23 protein-coding genes and 1 other annotated feature (1 of these 24 running past the window's edge) are annotated in these 21,345 nt (G+C 38.8%); all 23 genes read left to right on the top strand.

Going from position 1 to position 21,345, the window contains the following annotated elements:
• Positions 1-407 precede the first annotated feature (407 nt).
• The 23 genes from mraZ to AC25Y1_RS04110 all read left to right on the top strand — a co-directional run bounded on the left by mraZ (position 408) and on the right by AC25Y1_RS04110 (position 21,066).
• A complete protein-coding gene (gene mraZ, locus AC25Y1_RS04220) occupies positions 408-839 on the top strand; it encodes a division/cell wall cluster transcriptional repressor MraZ (RefSeq protein ID WP_210470478.1) in 432 nt (143 codons plus the stop codon).
• 23 nt (positions 840-862) lie between these two features.
• Positions 863-1,798 carry a 16S rRNA (cytosine(1402)-N(4))-methyltransferase RsmH gene (gene rsmH, locus AC25Y1_RS04215; protein ID WP_488146695.1) on the top strand — a complete coding sequence of 312 codons (936 nt, stop codon included), beginning with the start codon at positions 863-865 and terminating at the stop codon, positions 1,796-1,798.
• 12 nt (positions 1,799-1,810) lie between these two features.
• On the top strand, positions 1,811-2,179 hold the full coding sequence (gene ftsL, locus AC25Y1_RS04210) for a cell division protein FtsL (protein ID WP_488146694.1): 369 nt from the start codon (positions 1,811-1,813) through the stop codon (positions 2,177-2,179).
• A 35-nt stretch (positions 2,180-2,214) separates the two neighbouring features.
• Entirely contained in the window at positions 2,215-4,389 is a 2,175-nt protein-coding gene (locus tag AC25Y1_RS04205) for a penicillin-binding protein (protein ID WP_488146693.1), read from the top strand.
• Between the two features lie 55 nt (positions 4,390-4,444).
• On the top strand, positions 4,445-6,358 hold the full coding sequence (locus AC25Y1_RS04200) for a penicillin-binding transpeptidase domain-containing protein (protein ID WP_488146810.1): 1,914 nt from the start codon (positions 4,445-4,447) through the stop codon (positions 6,356-6,358).
• 90 nt (positions 6,359-6,448) lie between these two features.
• The gene (gene mraY, locus AC25Y1_RS04195; RefSeq protein ID WP_488146692.1) at positions 6,449-7,420 is read left to right on the top strand and encodes a phospho-N-acetylmuramoyl-pentapeptide-transferase; all 972 of its coding nucleotides are present in this window, start codon (positions 6,449-6,451) and stop codon (positions 7,418-7,420) included.
• The gene (gene murD / locus AC25Y1_RS04190) at positions 7,421-8,770 is read left to right on the top strand and encodes a UDP-N-acetylmuramoyl-L-alanine--D-glutamate ligase (RefSeq protein ID WP_488146691.1); all 1,350 of its coding nucleotides are present in this window, start codon (positions 7,421-7,423) and stop codon (positions 8,768-8,770) included. It begins immediately after the preceding gene.
• 24 nt (positions 8,771-8,794) lie between these two features.
• On the top strand, positions 8,795-9,883 hold the full coding sequence (ftsW, locus tag AC25Y1_RS04185; protein WP_488146690.1) for a putative lipid II flippase FtsW: 1,089 nt from the start codon (positions 8,795-8,797) through the stop codon (positions 9,881-9,883).
• 17 nt (positions 9,884-9,900) lie between these two features.
• Positions 9,901-10,689 carry a cell division protein FtsQ/DivIB gene (locus tag AC25Y1_RS04180; RefSeq protein WP_488146689.1) on the top strand — a complete coding sequence of 263 codons (789 nt, stop codon included), beginning with the start codon at positions 9,901-9,903 and terminating at the stop codon, positions 10,687-10,689.
• The gene (locus tag AC25Y1_RS04175) at positions 10,670-11,386 is read left to right on the top strand and encodes a DUF881 domain-containing protein (RefSeq protein WP_488146688.1); all 717 of its coding nucleotides are present in this window, start codon (positions 10,670-10,672) and stop codon (positions 11,384-11,386) included. The genes AC25Y1_RS04180 and AC25Y1_RS04175 overlap by 20 nt, the downstream gene beginning before the upstream one ends.
• A gap of 26 nt (positions 11,387-11,412) precedes the next feature.
• Complete coding sequence (locus AC25Y1_RS04170; protein ID WP_488146687.1) at positions 11,413-12,126, top strand: DUF881 domain-containing protein; 714 nt, start codon at positions 11,413-11,415, stop codon at positions 12,124-12,126.
• Between the two features lie 2 nt (positions 12,127-12,128).
• Positions 12,129-12,500 carry a small basic family protein gene (locus AC25Y1_RS04165; RefSeq protein ID WP_488146686.1) on the top strand — a complete coding sequence of 124 codons (372 nt, stop codon included), beginning with the start codon at positions 12,129-12,131 and terminating at the stop codon, positions 12,498-12,500.
• Positions 12,501-12,594: 94 nt separating this feature from the next.
• Positions 12,595-13,878, top strand: a complete 1,284-nt coding sequence (ftsA, locus tag AC25Y1_RS04160; protein ID WP_488146685.1) for a cell division protein FtsA — start codon at positions 12,595-12,597, stop codon at positions 13,876-13,878.
• Positions 13,879-13,928: 50 nt separating this feature from the next.
• Positions 13,929-15,113 carry a cell division protein FtsZ gene (gene ftsZ, locus AC25Y1_RS04155; RefSeq protein ID WP_488146684.1) on the top strand — a complete coding sequence of 395 codons (1,185 nt, stop codon included), beginning with the start codon at positions 13,929-13,931 and terminating at the stop codon, positions 15,111-15,113.
• A 181-nt stretch (positions 15,114-15,294) separates the two neighbouring features.
• On the top strand, positions 15,295-16,149 hold the full coding sequence (locus AC25Y1_RS04150; RefSeq protein ID WP_488146683.1) for a sigma-E processing peptidase SpoIIGA: 855 nt from the start codon (positions 15,295-15,297) through the stop codon (positions 16,147-16,149).
• The gene (gene sigE / locus AC25Y1_RS04145) at positions 16,139-16,849 is read left to right on the top strand and encodes an RNA polymerase sporulation sigma factor SigE (protein WP_488146682.1); all 711 of its coding nucleotides are present in this window, start codon (positions 16,139-16,141) and stop codon (positions 16,847-16,849) included. Before AC25Y1_RS04150 ends, sigE begins: the two co-directional genes overlap by 11 nt.
• Positions 16,850-16,943: 94 nt before the next feature.
• Entirely contained in the window at positions 16,944-17,729 is a 786-nt protein-coding gene (gene sigG / locus AC25Y1_RS04140; protein ID WP_488146681.1) for an RNA polymerase sporulation sigma factor SigG, read from the top strand.
• Between the two features lie 96 nt (positions 17,730-17,825).
• Entirely contained in the window at positions 17,826-18,071 is a 246-nt protein-coding gene (locus AC25Y1_RS04135) for a PRC-barrel domain-containing protein (RefSeq protein WP_488146680.1), read from the top strand.
• Between the two features lie 69 nt (positions 18,072-18,140).
• Positions 18,141-18,833 (top strand): YggS family pyridoxal phosphate-dependent enzyme, encoded by a 693-nt coding sequence (locus AC25Y1_RS04130; RefSeq protein WP_488146679.1) that lies wholly within the window; start codon positions 18,141-18,143, stop codon positions 18,831-18,833.
• Complete coding sequence (locus tag AC25Y1_RS04125) at positions 18,834-19,286, top strand: cell division protein SepF (RefSeq protein WP_488146678.1); 453 nt, start codon at positions 18,834-18,836, stop codon at positions 19,284-19,286.
• 26 nt (positions 19,287-19,312) lie between these two features.
• Positions 19,313-19,600 carry a YggT family protein gene (locus AC25Y1_RS04120; protein ID WP_488146677.1) on the top strand — a complete coding sequence of 96 codons (288 nt, stop codon included), beginning with the start codon at positions 19,313-19,315 and terminating at the stop codon, positions 19,598-19,600.
• An 88-nt stretch (positions 19,601-19,688) separates the two neighbouring features.
• The gene (locus AC25Y1_RS04115) at positions 19,689-20,465 is read left to right on the top strand and encodes a YlmH family RNA-binding protein (protein WP_488146676.1); all 777 of its coding nucleotides are present in this window, start codon (positions 19,689-19,691) and stop codon (positions 20,463-20,465) included.
• Between the two features lie 97 nt (positions 20,466-20,562).
• Entirely contained in the window at positions 20,563-21,066 is a 504-nt protein-coding gene (locus AC25Y1_RS04110) for a DivIVA domain-containing protein (protein WP_488146675.1), read from the top strand.
• Positions 21,067-21,182: 116 nt separating this feature from the next.
• Positions 21,183-21,345 (top strand) — a binding site (T-box leader) (it continues 79 nt past the right edge of the window).

Genomic DNA, 21,345 nt, shown 5'->3' with positions numbered 1-21,345 from the left:
TCACTCAATTCTAACATTACTGTCATTTCATATCCATCATCATTTTGAAAAACAGGTGTCGCCGTATAATCGAGACACCTGTTTTTCACTTTATCCCGCATTAACGGGCAGTAAGACTTCCACCACAAGACTTGAGTTAAGCGATAAGGATAGGTGGGAGATCAACTGCCCGTAAAAGCCCGATTGGTTCAACTAACAATAAGTGGGAGAAATCATCCCACTTATTGAAGTTTCACTTTATAGGGAAACTCCCCCACAAAGTTACTAAGTCTAAGAAATCGCGGTATTATCTCAATGAAACAAGTACTATTTACGCATTTTCAATGAAAACGTAAAGAAATTCCGAATAGTGGTGGAGGAATGTGGGGGGATGTGGTACATTTATTTTACATGGTGGGGTGAAGAGTATGTTCATGGGTGAATATCAACACACGGTAGATACAAAAGGTCGCCTAATTGTCCCTTCGAAATTCAGGGAACATTTGGGTGGTAATTTCGTGTTGACTCGTGGCCTAGATAACTGTCTCTTTGGCTATCCTATGGATGAATGGAAAATACTCGAGGAAAAGCTCAAAGCTTTACCAGTAACGAAGAAAGATGCGCGTGCATTTACCCGATTCTTCTTTTCCGGAGCAACAGAAGTTGAATTGGACAAGCAAGGCCGCATCAACATTCCAGCATCACTGCGTAACTATGCAAAAGTTGAAAAAGATTGTGTTGTCATTGGTGTATCTGGCCGTATTGAAATTTGGTCAAAACCGCTATGGGATACCTACTACGACGAGTCCGAAGAATCTTTCAACGACATTGCAGAAAATATTATTGACTTTGATTTTTAACTTAAGAAAGTAGGCGGACTTAATTGTTCAATCACACAACGGTATTGCTCGAGGAAGCCGTCGATGGTTTAAATATAAAAGAAGACGGCATATACGTTGACTGCACACTTGGTGGCGCAGGGCATAGTATAGAAATTGTAAAAAGACTTTCAGAAAAAGGTCGTCTCATTTGTTTTGATCAAGACACTTCCGCAATCGAAGTTGCAAAAGAACGGCTCAAGGATTATATATCAAATGTAACTTTTATTCATTCAAATTTTAGGTATTTAAAGGACGAACTTGCAAACATAGGGATTACCCATGTCGATGGGATTCTTTATGATTTAGGTGTCTCATCACCGCAACTTGATACACCCGAACGTGGATTTAGCTACAATCATGACGCGCCGCTCGATATGCGCATGAATATGGAAGCGACATTGACAGCTTATGAAGTGATTAATAATTGGTCTTACCAAGATCTTGTGCGAATCTTTTTTCGCTACGGAGAAGAAAAGTTTTCAAAAGGAATTGCAAGGAAAATTGAAGCGGCACGTGAAGTATCTCCAATTGAAACAACTGCCGAACTTGCAGAGTTAGTGAAAAGTGGAATTCCAGCTGCAACAAGACGTACTGGCGGGCATCCTGCACGAAGAGTATTTCAAGCGGTTCGAATTGCTGTAAACGATGAGTTAGGGGCAGCAGAAGATTCTATATCGGATGCAATTACATTGCTCAATCCTGGTGGCCGTGTTTGCGTCATCACATTTCATTCATTAGAAGATCGGTTATGTAAGGCGATTTTCCGCGAAGCATCTTCATTACCAGAAATGCCACGGAACTTACCGATAATACCTGACGAGATGAAGCCGCTATTAAAACAAATTACGAGAAAACCAATTATTCCAGATCCAACAGAAATAGAAGAAAACAAACGTGCTAGATCCGCTAAATTAAGGATTGTCGAAAAAAACAAATGAGGAGGATAACGAATGGCAATAGAGCAGAGAGTCATGGTGTCACCACAAAGAGAATATGAAACACATGATTTGCCAAAACAACAGCCGAAGGTAAGGCGTTCCAAAAAGCTTTTTTCAGCGGGGGAGAAGTTCCTTTTCGTATCATTTATAGCAGTCCTCGTTCTTTTCGCATCGATGATCTTACATAATGAAAGTCAATTAAATGATGTGAATAGGGAAGTCCAACTACTTAGCGGGAAGATAGAGGAAACAACAAAACAGAATACGGAATTGTCCATCCAAGTAAAAGAACAATCTACCTATGAAAAAGTATGGGAGAAAGCTAGAGAGCTTGGTTTGAATCTAAACGAAAAAAACGTTAAGGTTGTGCCTGGACGATGAAGAAGAAATTCAGATTCCAATGGGGAGCCTTTCTAATGTTTATCGTTTATGGAGGGCTCTTTTTCTTATTATTTGGAAGGCTTATTTTCATTCAAGTAACCGGTGAAGCAGAAGGTAAAGTACTAGCTTCATTGGCGGAAAATAAATACGCGAGAGAGTCGGTACTCACGGCAGATCGTGGGAAAATTATTGACCGTACCGGTGAGCTAATCGCTTCGGATACTTTAAGTTATCGTTTAGTAGCCGTTCTGGATGAGGAGTTAAGCAGTTCCAAAGTTACTAGACATGTGGATGATCCTGAAAAAACTGCAATAGTGCTTGAGAAATATTTACCGCTTGAAAAAGAGGAATTGGTTGATCGATTAACAAGAAGTGACGAACAAATTAAAGAAGGTCAAAAGAAACAGGTGGAATTCGGTAGTGCAGGAAGAAATATAAGTCATGAAACGGTCTTAGCGATAAGGGAAGAAAATGTACCAGGGCTTCGTTTTATTGAATATAAAAAACGATTTTATCCGAATGGAAATTTTGCGTCCTATCTAATAGGCTTTGCCCAGGAAGTAGAAGATGAGAATGGGGCTTTCTCTACAGTAGGAAAGATGGGCTTGGAAGCGACCTATAATGAAGAGCTAACTGGAAAAGATGGCAAGGTAAATTTCAAGGCTGATAGATTCGGGATTACATTACCGAAAGCCAATAAAGAGATTACGCCAGCAGAAGATGGACTGGACATTAAACTAACAATCGACAAAACCATTCAAAACTTCGTTGAAGACGCTATGAATGAAGTCGACAAAGAATATTCGCCGGACAAAATGCTAGTTGTGGTTGCGAACCCAAAAACAGGCGCAATCTTAGCAATGAGTCAGCGTCCCTCGTTCGATCCAACTAATCGTGTTGGCTTATCGTCAAATTGGCTTAATGAGGCGGTTGAAAATACGATTGAACCGGGTTCTACGATGAAGATATTTACGTTGGCTGCAGCGATTGAAGAAAAAAAATGGGATCCGAATGCAACTTTTAAATCTGGTCAGTATACGATATATGATCGAACAATTAGAGACCATATTCGGAGTGGTTGGGGTTCAATTTCATTTTTAGAAGGTTTTCAGCGCTCATCTAACGTTTCTATGGCGTACTTATTGGAACGAATAGGGGATAGGAAGTTTATAGAGTATATGACTGATTTTGGATTTGGGGTGAAAACAGGTATTGATTTGCCAAAAGAGGCCTCAGGTATAATTCTTGATCGATTTCCGTCTGAGAGATTAACAACTTCCTACGGACAAGGTTCAACAGTCACACCAATACAAATGATTCAGGCTGTGACAGCCATTGCAAATGATGGAATGATGATGAAGCCTTATGTCATTGGTGAAATTTACAACCCAAATACAGAGCAGATTGTTGAAAACAAAGAACCGGAAGAAAAAGGCCAAATTATTTCAAAAGAAACGGCCCAACAAGTTAGAGAAGTTTTAGCTTCTACAGTAACAGCTGATGCAGGAACTGGTAAACGATTCGCGCTAAATGGTTATACTGTAGGCGGCAAGACTGGAACAGCTGAAATACCGAGTCCGAGTGGCGGTTACTTAAGCGGTGGTTCTAATTTCTTGTACTCATTCATTGGCATGGCGCCAATTGAAGATCCGGAATTAGTGACATATGTGATCGTTCAGCATCCTGATTTAAAACCTGGAGAGTATGGTTCGGATCCAGTCTCAAAACTTTTTACAACAATTATGGAGAGCAGCTTAAAGTATATGAACATTGTTCCCGATGATGTGGAGACATTTGAAACGCATCAACTAGAAAGTTATAAAGGAACCCAATCCGCTGAAGCCATGGGAAAACTAGGAGCAGAAGGGTTATCTCCTGTATTGATTGGAAGTGGTGGGAAAGTTGTGGGGCAATACCCAGAAGATGGCACTAAACTTACACCAGGATCCATCGTATTATTAACTACAGAAGGTCAAACAACTTTGCCTGATTTCACTGGATGGTCGAAAAAAACATTATTATCATTTAAAATGTTGTCAGGTCTTGATATCAGAATTACCGGAGATGGTTTTGTAACCGAACAGAGTATAAGTGTTGGAACGATACTGGCTGCTGATGAACCAGTTGTCGTTCATTTACAAAGTCCGGCTGAAATCCACAAAACAAATCCCGAAGAAGAGGACGAATCAGAAGATATAATCGGCGGCTGACGAATAGCGTTAGGGGTCACTTCATAAGTTAGTAGAAAATGTGAGGTGGTCAACGCTGCGGAAAATTATAGAATTACAAGCGAAGAAAAGGTTACAAGCTATCTTCGTGCTATTTATTTTATTATTTGGCATGGTCATCCTGAAGTTGTTTCATGTTCAAATTATTAGACATGAATTTCTAAAGGGGAAAGCGGAAGAGAACTGGGATTTAGAAATACCTTTCGGTGGAATGCGTGGTAATATTACAGACCGAAACGGTGATTTGATTGTGGGAAATCAATTAGCACCCACATTGTATTTCATGCCTTCTCAAAACAAGGATGTAAAAAATGTTGCGATTACATTGGGGAAGGTATTAAATACCGATGCTAAGAAACTTGAAGAAAAACTATCGAAGAAAGAATATATGGTGAAAATTGCACCAGAGGGAAAAAATATTTCGAAAGCGCAAGCTGATGAAATTACCAAACTTCAAATAACAGGCCTCTATACGGGTGTGGATTTTGTGAGACATTATCCAAACAAAGAGTTATTATCAAGGTTGTTAGGGTTTACAGGTTATGACGGACAGGGACTAGCAGGAATTGAATATGCTTACGATGAAATATTGCAAGGAACCGGAGACCGAATACGATTATATACGGATGCGAAAGGCGTCCCCTTACCCCATGTTGACGATGGTTTTAGAACTGGAAATAAGGGCGCTTCTGTCGAGTTGACTATTGATGTACAGATCCAACAAATTGTTGAGCGTGAACTATCACAGGCAATGGAGAAGTTTGAGGCTACTCAAGCACTAGCTATCGTGATGAATCCAAAGACAGGGGAACTTTTATCGATTGCATCCTTTCCTACCTTTCATCCGGCGGAATATCAAGGTGTAGACCCTAGTATTTACAATCGTAATTTACCAGTTTGGATGACATTTGAACCGGGCTCAACCTTTAAAATTATTACACTAGCCGCTAGTTTAGAAGAGCAATTAATTAACCTGGAAAAAGAGCAGTTTTTCGATCCGGGCTATACGATGGTTGCCAATGCACGACTGCGTTGTTGGAAAAGAGAAGGTCATGGTTCACAAACATTCTTAGAAGTTGTTGAAAACTCCTGTAACCCCGGCTTTGTAGAAATGGGCAGACGTTTGGGCGGAGAAAAGTTGGATCGTTATATTCGAGACTTCGGTTTTGGTCAAACAACTGGTTCAGGCATCGCGGGAGAGTCTAAAGGGATTTTGTTTTCAACGGAAGGATTCGGGCCTGTCGAACAGGCGACCACTGCGTTTGGCCAAGGAATTTCGGTCACTCCGATTCAACAAGTTCAAGCTGTTGCTGCGGCGATAAATGGTGGTAATCTTTTCAAACCGTATATTGTAAAAGAAATTGTAGACGCTAACGGCAAGACAATTCAAAGTTTTATACCTGAGCTTCAAAAGCAAGTGATTAGTGAAGAAACTTCCAACGAGGTTAGGCATGCACTCGAATCTGTTGTAGCCAATGGTTCTGGACGGGGTGCTTATACAGATGGCCTCCGTGTAGGTGGGAAAACAGGGACTGCACAAAAAGTTGTTGACGGCTACTATAAAGACGGCGAATATATCGTTTCATTTATCGGCTTTGCACCTGCAGATGATCCAGAAGTTCTTGTTTATGTGGCGATCGATAATCCGCATAATTCTGTACAGTTTGGAGGCGTAATTGCTGCCCCGATTGTAGGAAGAATTATCGAAGAAATAGCCCCGATTTTGGGGATTACAAGTCGAGAAAATCAGTTAGAGAAAGAATATCGTTGGGGTGATGAACTAACACATCGTGTTCCCGATCTAACAGGAATGACAAGAGAAACAGTTCGCGACCAATTATATACGTATCGAATAGAATGGCATGGAAACGGGGAAAAAGTTAAATACCAACTACCCGCAGTTGATACGCTTATAAATGTCGATGATACAATTCACGTATATACAGAATAACCTTCAAGGGTTTAACTAGCGGAAAAATTTTAAAAGCGAAGGCTGGAATAGAAAAATGTTCCTGACTCAGCAATAGAAGGAGAAAAAATCATGACACTCGCTACTACATTGATGGCTATTGCTATCGCATTTATTATATCAATATTGTCGGGGATTTTTATCATACCAGCCCTCAGACGTATGAAGTTTGGTCAAAGTATTCGAGAGGAAGGCCCGAAAGCCCATCAGAAAAAAGCAGGAACACCGACGATGGGTGGGCTTATTTTTCTCACTTCCATTATTGTTACAACAATATCTCTTTCATACATATATGACGTAATAACTACACAAACAATTGTATTGTTACTAATCCTAATTGGTTTTGGCCTTATCGGATTTTTAGATGATTTTATTATCGTTGTCTTAAAGAGAAATCTGGGTCTGACATCACTTCAAAAATTACTAGGCCAGATTGTTGTTTCAATTATTGCATTCTTCCTCTTGAAGATGGGTCCTTTCGAAACAATTATAACGATCCCATTTACTTCAATTGAATTTGAACTAGGAATTATGTATATTGCATTTTTACTGTTCTGGCTTGTAGGGTTTTCTAATGCTGTCAATATCACGGATGGATTGGATGGTTTAGTAGCCGGATGTAGCGCAATTTCCTTTGCTGCTTTTGGTGCGCTTGCTCTCCACTATAACCAAGAAGATATCGCCCTGTTCACATTTGTCGTTTCGGGTGCAATGTTAGGTTTCCTAGTGTTTAATCATAAACCCGCAAAAGTATTTATGGGGGATACGGGATCTCTAGCACTGGGCGGTGCGCTGGCAATGGTTTCCATATTGATTAAACAAGAAGCTTTATTATTAATCATCGGGATTGTCTATGTTGTAGAGACATTATCAGTGATTATACAAGTGATTAGTTTTAAATTGACGGGTAAACGTGTCTTCAAAATGAGTCCAATCCATCATCATTTTGAACTCTCAGGATGGTCTGAGTGGAAGATTGTTATCGTATTTTGGGGTGTTGCAGCTTTGGCGGCAATTGTTCCTGTATTGTTGGAGGTGTTTTAAATGAAAAGTACATTGCAATTTAAAAATAAAAAAATCCTAGTACTAGGTCTTGCGAAAAGTGGTTACGCAGTGGCAAAATTACTCCGTTCACTAGGTGCGGATATTACTGTAAATGATTCTTCTCCTGAAAAGGAAAATAGAGAAGTAGATGAACTCCGTTCAGAAAATATAACAGTCATTTGCGGCGGCCATCCGGCAGGTATTTTGGATGAAGGATTTAGTTTAGTGATTAAAAATCCAGGAATTCCTTATACCAACCCAGTAGTAGAAGAAGCAGTGGACAAAGGTATTCCTGTTTGGACGGAGATTGAGCTCGCATATAAAATTAGTGAGGCACCAATTATTGGGATTACAGGATCAAACGGGAAGACAACAACAACAACTTTATTATTCCATATGCTTAGCATTGGCAATCGTAATCCATTAATCGCAGGGAATATCGGGACGGTTTCATGTACTGTAGCAGAGAAAGCGACGTCAAACGATGTCATTGTATTAGAAGCCTCGTCCTTTCAACTTATGGGAACGGAAGCATTCAGGCCGAAGATCGCAATTTTAACCAATATTTATGATGCTCATTTAGATTATCACGGTACATCGGAAGCCTATAGCGCGGCCAAAGCAGAAATTACGAATAATCAACTAGAAGATGACTTTTTCATTTACAACGAAGAACAAGAAGCGGTCAGAGAGATTGCTGAAAAATCAAGGGCGATTTTAATCCCGTTTTCTGTGAGTGGTAAGAAAGAAATTGGTATATCTGTGGATGACACTTATATATATTGGAACGGAGCACCATTTATTAAATGCTCAATGATTAAATTACCTGGTAAGCATAATTTAGAAAATATTCTATCTGCGACTGCAGCTGCAATCTTAATGGGCTGTGATAAGGACGCGATTGAGAATGTACTAGCGTCCTTTACAGGTGTTAAACATCGCATGCAATTTGTGAAAGAACTAAAAGGTAGAAAGTATTTTAATGATTCCAAAGCAACAAATACATTGGCGACTAAAAGCGCACTTGCTGCCTTTAACGCACCAACGATACTAATTGCTGGCGGCTTAGATCGAGGACACTCATTTGAAGAGTTAAGGCCGTTTATGGGGAATGTAAAGGCGGTCGTAACGCTGGGGGAGACGCAAACGAGATTCGGTGAATTTGCGTTATCATGCGGTATTGAACAAATAATGGATGCAACTACAATGGCAAATGCTGTTAGCTTAGCGCATTCAATTTCTGAAGAAGGCGACGTCATTTTATTATCTCCAGCAAGTGCAAGTTGGGACCAATATGCAAGTTTTGAAATTCGCGGTGATGAGTTTATCAATGCAGTCATGGCACTTTAAGTTGTAAAAACTGACCGTGGAAGGATGCGTTCACTGGATAAGAAATTAAAGATTGCTTTTGTTGCTGCAGCAATCGCATTGTCGGGAATCGGATTGGCTTTTGTCCATTCCGCCGGTTCCTATTGGGGCACTATTTATTATGCGGATTCTTCTCCGTTTATCATCAAGCAATCTGTTCATATGGTGATATCCATGGTAATCGCATATGTAATTATGAAAAGCCCATTGACTTCACAGGAGAAAACTTGGACGATCATTTATTGGCTTGTGATCATTGCCTTAATTGCAGTTAAAATACCTGGTATAGGTGCTATGCGTAATGGATCGCAAAGTTGGATTGTCTTTGGTCCACTGAGCATTCAGCCTGCTGAATTCGCTAAAATTACTGTCATTATGATGTTAGCGAATAGTCTGCAGTTTAGAAATAAAGGGAAGTATGCTTTTAAACTTAAAGACATTTGGATTATCTTACTCCCGGCTGCATTAATCATGTTGCAACCTGATCTGGGTTCAACTGTCATATTAATTGTTTCCGCGTTTATCGTTTTATTTGTAGCGGGCTATTCATTAAAGTTTTTTACAATCATTGGGGTAGCGGGTTTGGCTGCATTTATCGGTCTAATTGCAGCAGCTACTTACCGACTCGATCGTATTAAATCATATATTGATCCTTGGAATGATCCGCTTGGTACGGGTTTTCAAGGAATTCAATCACTATTCGCAATCGCTCCTGGTGGACTTTTCGGTCATGGCTACGGCAATAGTAGGCAAAAGTATTTGTATTTGCCAGAGCCACAAAATGATTTCATTTTTTCTATTATTGCTGAAGAGACTGGATTTTTAGGCGCTACAATTATTCTGTTATTATTCGTAGTTCTTCTGGTAGCAACATTTGGAATTGCGATAAGATCAAAAAATCGCTTTGCGCTTCTTGCGGTAACCGGTATGGGGTCAATGATTCTCTTTCAAACCTTTTTAAATATTGGTGTCGTGTCGGGTTTGTTACCAGTCACAGGCGTTACGTTACCATTTATCAGTTACGGTGGATCATCACTGATGACAACTTGGATTGCTGCAGGAATTGTCATGCATTTTATGAACGAAAAAACATAGGAATTGGGGGGAGTAATATGAAGAAAGTAATCGACATCGAGGAACGGATTCCTTCAATGAGAGAAAAACGTCGGAGACGAACAAATAAGAAGTTCGTCATTATTTTATCGATCTTTGCCATAGCTCTCCTCATCATTCTCTATTTTCAATCACCATTCAGCAAAATCAATCAAGTGACAGTTACAGGTGCAAAATTACATGGTCATGAATTCTATATAGAAAGAAGCGGACTAGTAAAGGACAAGCCTTTTTGGGGGTTTTCAACGAAGAAGACTGAAGAACTACTTGGAAATCTTGAAACTGTAAAAAATGTGGAAATATCTCGAAAATGGCTGCATGACATTGAAATAGTCATTAATGAATGGAATACGATTGCTTATATAGAGCAAGAAGGCCAATATAGGTTGTTATTAGAGGATGGGGAAATATTTTCACCAGAACAACTAAAGCCTAGTAAAGAAGCGCCGATCTTGATTGGATTTACCGATACTGATAGCCGGAAAAAAATCACGAAACAATTATTAAATCTGGAAAATGACGTATATCAGATTATCTCTGAAATCATTTGGAATGAAGGTCAACAAGGTTTGACTGATTTAACTGTATTTACGGATGATGGTTATGAAGTTCGCGCTATGGTTTCAACATTTGCAGAAAAAATGGCGTATTACCCAGAAATCACAGCTCAATTACAAGATCATGAAAAAGGTGTGATTGATATGGAAGTAGGGACGTTTTTTACGCCATTTAGTGAGATTTATGGTTTGAGTGAGGAGGACGAACAGGATGCAGAAGAAAATGAATGACGCATACAAGAAACAAGGTCGTCATATTTTGTTTTCAATTGTGTTTCTCGTTCTTGGTTTTATCCTAGCTTTTTCGTATAAAACTTTGGGCAAAAACGAGGGGGCAAGTAGTCTGGTTACGGACTCATTCGTTAAAGAAGAGAAATATCGAGAAGAATTAATATTACAAAAAGAACGTAATAAGGAACTTTCCGATGAAATCGGCGTCAAGCAGGAAGGTATACGGTCGTATGAACAATCCTTTTCTGAAAAGGAAGAGACTCATCGTGACTTAGTTGAAGAAGCTAAAAATCTTCGCTTGCTGCTTGGTGTAATTCCATCTACGGGGGCTGGTATTTCAGTAACATTATCAGATGCCAATTACAATCCGGCTCAACAAAACCCCAATGATTATATCGTTCATGAAAGTCATATTTTTAAAGTGATTAATGAACTCAGAATATCCGGGGCACAAGGTTTATCAATAAACGGGCAGCGAATTACAGCAAATTCTTTTATTAAATGTACTGGGCCTGTTATTACAGTAGACGGAAAAACTTTTCCAGCTCCTTTTGTGATTGAAGCAATCGGTGATACCGATGTTCTTGCTTCTTCCCTTTATTTAAAAGGAGGCGTAATCGATGGATTACTTTTGGATAACATCGTCGTTACAACAGAAAAAATGAAGGAAATAAAATTAGCTGCTTTAGGTGAATAGTGTTCGCACGGAGGAGGAGTGCCGAGGTGCAAAATAAACATAAATTCTCACTTGTATTACTAATCATCGGTTTTATGGTAGCGGTTCAATACAATACAGTTCAGAAACCTGAAACAAGAGACACTAGAGATGTTTGGGCAATCCGGCAAGAGTTGGCGGCTGAGAAAAAAATACACTCAGAACTATTATCTGATCTTCGAGAATTGAATAAGACCATTCAAACATATGAGGCTTCAAGAGAAGAAGATGCTGGGGATGTCCTTTTAGAAACGGTGGACAAGCTTTATGAGGAAGCTGGCATGACGGATGTGGAGGGACCGGGTTTGCTTATTGAAATTCGTCCAGCCATGGAAAGTGTAGCGCTTGGTTTGCCAATTGAAGGTGTTTCTCCCGATTTACTCACCCGGTTCATCAATGAGATTAATCGAATAAAAGGTAATTCAATTGAAATTGATGGGAAGCGATTTACGACTTTGAGTTCAATCCGAGACATTAACGGAAAAACAACTGTTGATGGTTTAAATGTTTCGGTACCACCGATTACATTGAAGGTTATAACAGAAGATTATCCCGCTTCTGAAAAGCTTTATAATATACTACATGCTTCAGAAATCCATGATGAATTCTATCTTGATAATTTTAAATTAGAGATAAGAGATCCACAAAGGAAAATAAAAATCCGTGGATGGAAAGAGAAGTATAACAATTTATATTTAAAGGAATTGCCGAAAGGGGAATGACTATGTGGTTACCTTTATTAGGATTATTACTTGGTGTAACGCTAGGACTTTTGTCAGACATAGAAATTCCACAAGTTTACGGCAATTATTTATCAATTGCTGTACTTGCAGCATTAGATACACTGTTTGGCGGAATTCGTGCACATTTGCAACAAGTATATGATGACAAAGTCTTTATCTCAGGCTTTTTCTTTAACATCGCCCTTGCGGCAGCCCTTGCTTTTTTAGGTGTACATTTAGGAGTAGACTTATATTTAGCTGCGATTTTCGCATTTGGTGTACGACTATTCCAAAATATAGCTGTTATCCGAAGAATAATTCTTGCGAAATGGGACAAAAAAAAGACGGATTCTAAAGCGGAAAATGTCAAATGAAAGGAAACTTTTACGTAATGCCAAAATTATTTAGACAATACTGTTATAATGCAATAGAATGGTATATAACAATTGAATTTGGAGGTGCCAGTCATTGAACCAATCAGAATTGTACGTTTCATTAGATATAGGATCATCATCAGTAAAAGTACTAATTGGTGAAGTTGATGGCGGGACTCTACATGTTATTGGAGTAGGGAACGTTCAATCAGCCGGAATTAGAAAAGGAACAATCATTGATATCGACGCTACAGTCGAATCGATTAAAAAAGCAGTAGATCAAGCTGAGCGAATGACGGGTATGCAAATTCACGAGGTAATACTGGGCATACCAGCTAACGGCGTTGTACTTCAAGACGTAAAAGGAGTCGTTGCGGTAAGTTCAGACAACAGAGAAATCACGGATGAAGATCTAGATCGCGTTATGAAATCTGCTCAAGTAATGTCTGTTCCACCAGAACGAGAGATTGTAAATATTATACCCAAACAATTCATAGTAGATGATTATGGAGAAATTACAGATCCGCGAGGGATGATTGGTGTCCGCTTAGAAATGGACGGAACATTATTCACGACATCGAAGACATTACTCCATAACATCTTAAGATGTGTAGAACGCGCTGGTTTAACAATACGCGATATCTTTTTACAACCATTAGCAGCTGGAACATTTGCACTTTCAGCTGATGAGAAAAATCATGGGACTGCATTTATAGACATTGGTGGTGGTTCGACAACCATCTCAATTTTTGGTGACGATAGATTTATATCTACAAGTATAATTCCTGTTGGTGGAGATCATATAACAAAAGATTTATCGATTATATTAAAAACACCAACTGAACAAGCACGAAAAATCAAGCATCAATATGGCCACGCTTTTTATGATGATGCTTCCGACGATGAACTTTTTGAGGTGCCGGTTATCGGCGCTGATTCTAAGGATCAATATAGTCAAAGATACATATCTGAAATAATCGAAGTTAGGTTAGCAGAACTTTTTGAACTCGTATTGGAAGAGTTATATAAGTTAGGTATTCATGATTTACCTGGTGGGGTCGTTTTAACTGGCGGGATAACAAAGCTAGATGGTATTCTTCAGTTAGCTAGAGATATCTTAAAATCACGAGTACGTGTTCATACACCTGAATTTATAGGTGTACGCGAACCAATGTACACAACAGCAGTTGGACTTATTCAATATGCGCATATGCATGAGATGTACTTTGGTGCAACTTCAGATTCTCCTACCGCTTCGGTTGTCGAAGCATCTGCAACAACTGGGGTAACTCCTAATCGACAACCTGAACGAAACCAAGGGGACAAGCCCGGATTATTTAATCGGGCAAAGAAAGTTTTCGATAACTTTTTCGAATAATCGTTTGATAAAAAAAGATAAATTTGTGAGTAGGATAAGGAGGAGAAACGATGCTAGAATTTGAAACGAACGTTGACTCATTGGCAGTCATAAAAGTGATTGGCGTTGGGGGCGGGGGAAATAACGCGGTTAACCGAATGATTGAGCATGGGGTAGAGGGAGTCGAGTTCATTGCGGTGAACACTGATGCACAAGCTCTAAATCTATCATCAGCTGAAGTTAAATTACAAATTGGAACGAAACTAACACGTGGTCTTGGTGCTGGAGCAAATCCAGAAGTTGGTAAAAAGGCAGCGGATGAAAGTAAAGAACAAATTGAGGAAGCATTACGCGGAGCAGACATGGTGTTTGTAACTGCTGGTATGGGCGGAGGAACTGGTACAGGTGCTGCCCCAGTAATCGCTCAAATTGCTAGAGATCTCGGGGCATTAACAGTAGGTGTTGTAACAAGACCATTTACATTTGAAGGTCGTAAAAGACAAACTCAAGCAATTGGTGGTATTACGGCGATGAAAGAATCCGTGGATACACTCATTGTGATTCCGAACGATAAGTTGCTTGAAATTGTTGATAAAAATACACCAATGCTCGAAGCATTCCGTGAAGCAGACAATGTGCTACGTCAAGGTGTACAAGGTATTTCAGATTTAATAGCAGTTCCTGGACTGATTAACCTCGATTTTGCTGACGTTAAAACAATTATGTCAAACAAAGGTTCAGCTCTAATGGGAATTGGCGTATCAACTGGAGAAAACCGCGCATCTGAAGCGGCCAAAAAAGCAATCTCTAGTCCATTACTTGAAACTTCGATTGATGGTGCAAAAGGTGTCCTGATGAATATTACTGGAGGATCGAATTTGAGTCTTTTTGAGGTCCAAGAAGCTGCAGATATTGTTGCATCTGCATCAGATGAAGACGTGAATATGATTTTCGGTTCTGTGATAAATGATAATTTGAAAGACGAAATTATCGTAACAGTTATTGCCACAGGTTTTACGGAAGAACAATTGGTTGTAGCTCGTCCTACAAGAAGCTCAGGTTTCGGTGCATCGATTCCAAGTCGCCCGCAAGTTCGTGAGCAGCAGACTGAACGCACACGACCACAACAGCGTCGGGAAGAGCAGGAGCAATTTCAACAACCTGAACCTGAACCAACTCGACAACAACAAACTAATCATGCCGATGATGGCTTAGATATTCCAACATTTTTACGTAACAGACAACGTCGTAAATAAACAAAAAGACTTTCTAGTAGATTTTCAACATACTAGAAAGTCTTTTTTTGTTTCAACAATTTTTTTACGGTGTCCAGGGACATTCCATAATTCTTTGTCGAATCTTTTTTTTATTTCATCACTCATTCCGACAAACATTTCAAGACATGCATGCTAATGTTAATCATAGGGAGGGCGTCCTATGTATGGAGAGCTAATTATCGGACTCAATATGTTGTTTAACTTTGTAATTCTCTCATTTGCGAATAAGGTTGTGAATGCAAAAGTGACAAATTGGCGTCTGATTACGGCTAGCTTGATAGGCGCAATTCCAGTTACTTTTTTTCCAGCCTCCATGATAGCTATAGTCGTTTCATTTATCTGTATGACGATCTTCGCTTTCGGTACCAGACAGGAACAATGGAAAAACTCGGCAGTAATGGTGTTGATTGGAGCCGTTGTTGCTGGAGGATTGCTGACAGTCCTTCAACCAAGATTAACCCCGTCTAATGGGAGCGTCTCTATTTTGCTTTATGCAGCAATCGCCTATATATCCCTATATTTAATGAAAAAGAAATGGCTTGATGTTCGAACTTTACGTCGTGTATCAACATTGACTGCCGATTCGATACTTTCTATGTGGAATGAAAAAATTCAACTAACCGTCTACGTCGACTCGGGAAATAGTTGTACCGAACCATTGTCAGGTGCACCTGTTCATTTTGTTTCATTTCGTTTGTTAGAAGAGTTCATCCCAATCGATTTAAAAACAGCACTATTATCTTGGGATCCCCAGGGACCCACCAATTTAACGCAGTTTCCCGATGCATATTTGAAAAACATTCGTTTGATTAAACTACAAACTGTACAAGGACATTCATGGGCAGTTGGCATTAAATTTGAAAAATGGACAATCAAAGGAGGAAATGAACTCGAACGAGGCTATATTGTACTAACAAAAGAAGATCAACGTTATCCAAATGGCGCCGGCGCAATTCTACACATTTCTGCTATGGAAACAATAATCGAAGAAAGGGGACCTGTTCATGCTACATGAAGCAAAGAAATGGTTATCGATTATCGCATCATTTTTTAAGAAGAAAAATGGTACGTATTATATTGGAGGGCATGGGGCGCTTCCGAAACCTCTGACAAGAGAAGAGGAAGCTGTAACCATTCAAGCATTTATGGATGGCGATATGGACGCACGGGATACATTAATAGAAAAGAATTTACGTCTGGTCGTTTACATTGCACGGAGATTTGATAATACCAATACACATATCGAAGATCTAATTAGTATTGGGGCAATTGGACTTATAAAAGCAATTGAAACGTTCAAGCCGGACAAAAATATTAAATTAGCGACATATGCTTCAAGATGCATTGAAAATGAAATTTTAATGCACCTTCGAAAAACAAATCGAACGAAATCAGAAATCTCTTTTGATGAACCACTAAATTCTGATGCAGATGGCAATGAGCTGTTATTGTCTGACATTCTAGGAACAGAGGCCACAATCATTATTGATAACGTGGAGCGTAAAATCGAGCGCCAGCATATGATTGAAGCAGTCAGAACGCTGGATGACAGAGAACGTTATATTATGGCCTGCCGCTTTGGGTTAACTGGAAATGTTGAAATGACCCAAAAAGAAGTAGCAGAAATGCTTGGTATTTCTCAGTCATATATTTCACGCCTTGAAAAAAAGATTATTTCAGAATTACGTGAAATGTTAAATCATCCCATTGCATAATGGTTGAAATTGGAGGGATTGATTTTCGCATATTTCGCCTATCTGCGGATAGACTATTTCGTACAGTCATCTACAGAATGTGGAGGAAAAGCGAATGGCACGTACACGAGTTGAAATATGTGGAATCGATACATCTGAATTGCCGTTACTATCAAATGAGGTAATGACAGAAACTTTTGTCCGATTGCAAAGTGGTGATGAATCTGCTCGGGAAGAGCTTGTGATTGGAAATTTACGTTTAGTGCTAAGCCTTGTTCAAAGGTTCATTTACCGAGGAGAACAGGCGGATGATCTGTTTCAAGTAGGTTGTATTGGATTATTAAAATCAATCGATAACTTTGATTTGAAACATAATGTTCGGTTTTCAACGTACGCTGTTCCAATGATAATCGGCGAAATCAAAAGGCATTTACGTGATCATCATGCGATACGTGTATCGAGATCGCTTCGAGATATCGCCTATCAAGCAATGCGGGCAAGAGAAGAATTTATAAATGAAAAGCAACAAGAACCAAGACTTACTGATTTAGAAGAAGCCACTGGTATTCCGGCAGATGAAATTCTTTATGCACTAGACGCAATTCAAGACCCTATGTCTCTCCATGAACCCATGAAAGGAGGAGAAGGTGATCCCGTCTTCTTGATGGATCAACTTCAAGACAAAACTGTAACAGAAGAAAGATGGCTGACTTATGTATCAGTAAAAGAGACGGTATCATCAATGAATGAGCGACAAAAAAATATTCTTTCAAAAAGATTTTATCTCGGTCAAACACAGACTGAAATTGCAAAAGAACTTGGCATTTCTCAAGCTCAAATTTCGCGATTAGAAAAAGGTGCAATACAGACAATTAGAGAAGGTATGGAACAGGATCATTAACGAAAATAGAATATGATTATTTTTTTAACGCAATGCAGACAATGCATTGCGTTATTTTCATCGCCGCCTGCATATATTCTAAAAAGGGGTGTTGACATGCGATTTTCGGAAATTCAAAAAAAAGAAGTGATTGATGCTACAAAAGGTTCTTTTCTTGGATATGTTCAAGATGCAACGATAGATGTAGAAAATGGTAAAGTAGAATCTTTACACGTTAACATAGGAGAAAGAAGCCTGTTTTTTGATTCAAAACAGAAAAATGTGCAGAAAATCCGTTTGCAAGATATAACAATTATCGGGAAAGATATTGTCCTCGTTGGTAAGAAAGGTGGAAAAGAATGATATTTCATTGAAAAGTGAACCTTTGCTTGTTACAATGAAAAGAAAGATATATGAAAAGTAGTGATTAGAATGGGCAATCTTCAAAGTCGTATACAGGAAATACAAGGAAATATAAAAGCAGCATGTGCAAAAGTCGATAGAGATGTCTCTGAAGTAACAGTCGTGGCAGTAACGAAAAGCGTTTCAGTCCAAAGAGCGGTGGAAGTCGTTCAGGATGGAATGATCCATCTTGGAGAAAATCGCGCTGAAGGACTGGTTCAAAAACAGGCACATATGCAAAGCTCAGACATTAAATGGCATTTTATCGGAAATATCCAAAGCAGGAAAGTCCGTGAAATTGTTGAGAATATTAGTTACTTACACTCACTGAGTAGAATCAGCATTGCAAAGGAAATTCAAAAACGTGCCACTCAAACAATAGATTGTTTTGTACAAGTAAATGTTTCAGGAGAAGAATCTAAATCTGGGATTCAACCTGCTGATTTACACAGTTTTATAATGGAACTTGCCTCTTTTGATAAGATTCGCATTGTCGGGTTAATGACCATGGCACCCAATACTGAGGATGAAGAGGTAATCCGTTCGGTCTTTAGCGAGATGAGAGTTCTGCGTGATCGATTAGCGGAAAAAAATATGCAACATGCGCCTTGTACAGAACTATCTATGGGCATGTCGAATGATTATTCAATTGCAATTGAAGAAGGAGCAACATTCGTACGTATTGGAACTGCACTAGTCGGAGCAGAAAGCGAGGGAGTTTAGATGAGTCTTAAAAACAAATTGCAAAATTGGTTTTATCTTGATGAAGAATATGAGGAAGCAAAAACTGAACCTCAACGAAAACAAGAAGAAAAACGTCCAATCGAAACCCCGAAAAGAACTAAATCACGTACAACACAGCCCGTGAAAAATGAGCAGCAGTCTGCTAGAGTAGTTAGTTTGCAAAGTATTCAGCAGACGTCGAAAGTCATTCTTATTGAACCGCGCGTTTATGCAGAAGCGCAAGATATCTCGGAACACTTAAAAAATAAAAAAGCTGTCGTCGTAAATTTGCAACGCATTGAGCGAGATCAAGGTGTACGTATAATTGATTTCCTAAGTGGTACGGTTTATGCACTTGGCGGAGATATTCAGCGTATTGGGACAGACATATTTCTCTGTGTTCCAGATAATGTTGAAGTTGACGGAGCAATATCCGATTACTTTGAACAATAGAAACTAGATGAGGTGTACGAATAATAATGGCTCAATTTATAGTAATATTACATGATTTATTAATGCGTGGAATTACGATATACAGTTTTTTACTCATTATTTATATTTTAATGTCTTGGGTACCTTCGATGCGTGAAAATCGATTTGGACAATTCATAGGAAAAATTGTTGAACCTTATTTATCATTTTTCCGAAAGTTTATTCCACCATTAGGAATGATTGATATTTCACCAATTGTGGCGATCTTTGCTTTACGTTTTATTTCTAGCGGTATAACGACGGTATTTACTATGATTCTTAGGGCAATCGTGTAAATAGCTAAATCCTCACTGTCGTGAGGTTTTTTTAAGAAAATTAATTTTTTCGAGATAATTCAGACGGTGCAGATGAGGAGTAATAACCATGGAACTAATCATGCAGCATTTTAGAAAAGATGAACAGCCTTTCATTGAAATGGCAATGGGATGGGTGCGTGAGGTGGAAAATTCATATGCGCCAAAGTTAACTGACTTTCTAGATCCTAGGGAGCGTTTTATTATTGAATCACTTATTGGGGGTACGGATATCCAATTCGATTCTTATGGTGTGTATCCAAATAGTGAAAGAATGAGGGGCTTATTGTTCCCTAATTATTATGCTCCGGAACCAAGTGATTTTGAAGTAACAATCTTTCGCGTGAAATATGCATCAAAGTTTTTAACATTAGAACATAAAGATGTGCTAGGGTCGTTGATGTCACTTGGCATTGAGCGTGCTAAGTTTGGAGATATCCAACTTTCAGGCGATGAAGTGCAATTTGCGCTGGTCTCTGAAATGAAAGACTATATCACCGCTAATTTCACTGCAATCGGAAAAGCCAAAGTATCCGTTATGGAGGTAGAAGACAAAGAAGAGCTAATTATAACCCATGATGCATGGATTGAATCGCTCGAAATCGTCAGTTCAATGCGACTGGACACTGTAGTTGCATCGTTATTGAAATTTTCACGACAAAAAGCTTCTACGTTAATTCGCAGCGAAAAGGTAAGGGTCAACTGGACGAAGCAAAACGATCCTTCAATGGAACTGTATGAATCAGATATATTATCCATTCGCGGTTCAGGACGATTTAAAATCATTGCGATTGAAGGACGAACTCGAAAAGATAAAGTTAGACTACTTACAGGTCATCTTGAATAAATCATGATTTATGTATGTGAAAATACTGATAATTGATGTCATCTTGATCGATTATATGTATAATGATATTTACTAAGGTAATAGGAGGATACGACATATGGCATTATCACCGCTTGATATACATAACAAAGAATTTGGACGTTCATTTCGTGGGTATGATGAGGATGAAGTGAATGAATTTTTAGAACAGATATTAAAAGATTATGAAAATGTACTAGAAGAAAAGAAAGATTTAGAAAGCAATTTGAAACAGTCAACAGAGCAAGTTACGCATTTCAACACGATTGAAACGACGCTTCAAAAGTCGATTCTGACAGCACAAGAAGCTGCTGAAGATGTTAGACGTAACTCAATGAAGGAAGCAAAGTTGATTATTAAAGAAGCGGAAAAAAATGCAGATCGTATTGTCAACGAAGCACTTTCACGTGCACAAAAAATTGCCGTCGAAATTGAAGATTTGAAAAAACAATCTAAAGTATTTAGGAATCGATTCAAAATGCTTATTGAAGCACAATTAGATTTAGTCCAAGCAAATGATTGGGATGAATTGCTCGAATATGAAGTAGATGCAGAAAAGTTTCATAAAGTTGCTGAAGAATAAGTAAAGGTTATTAAGCTTGACTCATTTTCTATTCGCAATTATAATTATGTGCATACATTGTAATAAAACAATTATGTGCATATATTAACATTATCGTAAGTTAAATTTTATAAAACTGACAAGCGTTGAAAGAGATAGTAATTTCCGAGGTAGAAGGTTTATGTTAAAACTTTCTGAAGTCATTAAAGCGATTCAGGGACGGTGTGAGCCTGGAAGACAATCTGGAAATGAACATCACTCTTGAGCTGGAATGCGGAACTTAAGTATGCATTCCCGGTT

It is taken from the genome of Sporosarcina sp. Y1009, from assembly GCF_057669865.1.
Note: the sequence above shows the minus strand (reverse complement) of the source record. Positions and strands in the feature narration are given on the sequence as shown.

What these genes read in the sequence shown, in the direction of transcription:
- mraZ (WP_210470478.1), top strand. Translation starts at nt 408, where the DNA reads ATGTTCATGGGTGAATATCAACACACGGTAGATACAAAAGGTCGCCTA.
- ftsL (WP_488146694.1), top strand. Translation starts at nt 1,811, where the DNA reads ATGGCAATAGAGCAGAGAGTCATGGTGTCACCACAAAGAGAATATGAA.
- AC25Y1_RS04205 (WP_488146693.1), top strand. Translation starts at nt 2,215, where the DNA reads ATGTTTATCGTTTATGGAGGGCTCTTTTTCTTATTATTTGGAAGGCTT.
- mraY (WP_488146692.1), top strand. Translation starts at nt 6,449, where the DNA reads ATGACACTCGCTACTACATTGATGGCTATTGCTATCGCATTTATTATA.
- murD (WP_488146691.1), top strand. Translation starts at nt 7,421, where the DNA reads ATGAAAAGTACATTGCAATTTAAAAATAAAAAAATCCTAGTACTAGGT.
- ftsW (WP_488146690.1), top strand. Translation starts at nt 8,795, where the DNA reads ATGCGTTCACTGGATAAGAAATTAAAGATTGCTTTTGTTGCTGCAGCA.
- AC25Y1_RS04180 (WP_488146689.1), top strand. Translation starts at nt 9,901, where the DNA reads ATGAAGAAAGTAATCGACATCGAGGAACGGATTCCTTCAATGAGAGAA.
- AC25Y1_RS04175 (WP_488146688.1), top strand. Translation starts at nt 10,670, where the DNA reads ATGCAGAAGAAAATGAATGACGCATACAAGAAACAAGGTCGTCATATT.
- AC25Y1_RS04165 (WP_488146686.1), top strand. Translation starts at nt 12,129, where the DNA reads ATGTGGTTACCTTTATTAGGATTATTACTTGGTGTAACGCTAGGACTT.
- ftsZ (WP_488146684.1), top strand. Translation starts at nt 13,929, where the DNA reads ATGCTAGAATTTGAAACGAACGTTGACTCATTGGCAGTCATAAAAGTG.
- AC25Y1_RS04150 (WP_488146683.1), top strand. Translation starts at nt 15,295, where the DNA reads ATGTATGGAGAGCTAATTATCGGACTCAATATGTTGTTTAACTTTGTA.
- sigE (WP_488146682.1), top strand. Translation starts at nt 16,139, where the DNA reads ATGCTACATGAAGCAAAGAAATGGTTATCGATTATCGCATCATTTTTT.
- sigG (WP_488146681.1), top strand. Translation starts at nt 16,944, where the DNA reads ATGGCACGTACACGAGTTGAAATATGTGGAATCGATACATCTGAATTG.
- AC25Y1_RS04135 (WP_488146680.1), top strand. Translation starts at nt 17,826, where the DNA reads ATGCGATTTTCGGAAATTCAAAAAAAAGAAGTGATTGATGCTACAAAA.
- AC25Y1_RS04130 (WP_488146679.1), top strand. Translation starts at nt 18,141, where the DNA reads ATGGGCAATCTTCAAAGTCGTATACAGGAAATACAAGGAAATATAAAA.
- AC25Y1_RS04125 (WP_488146678.1), top strand. Translation starts at nt 18,834, where the DNA reads ATGAGTCTTAAAAACAAATTGCAAAATTGGTTTTATCTTGATGAAGAA.
- AC25Y1_RS04120 (WP_488146677.1), top strand. Translation starts at nt 19,313, where the DNA reads ATGGCTCAATTTATAGTAATATTACATGATTTATTAATGCGTGGAATT.
- AC25Y1_RS04115 (WP_488146676.1), top strand. Translation starts at nt 19,689, where the DNA reads ATGGAACTAATCATGCAGCATTTTAGAAAAGATGAACAGCCTTTCATT.
- AC25Y1_RS04110 (WP_488146675.1), top strand. Translation starts at nt 20,563, where the DNA reads ATGGCATTATCACCGCTTGATATACATAACAAAGAATTTGGACGTTCA.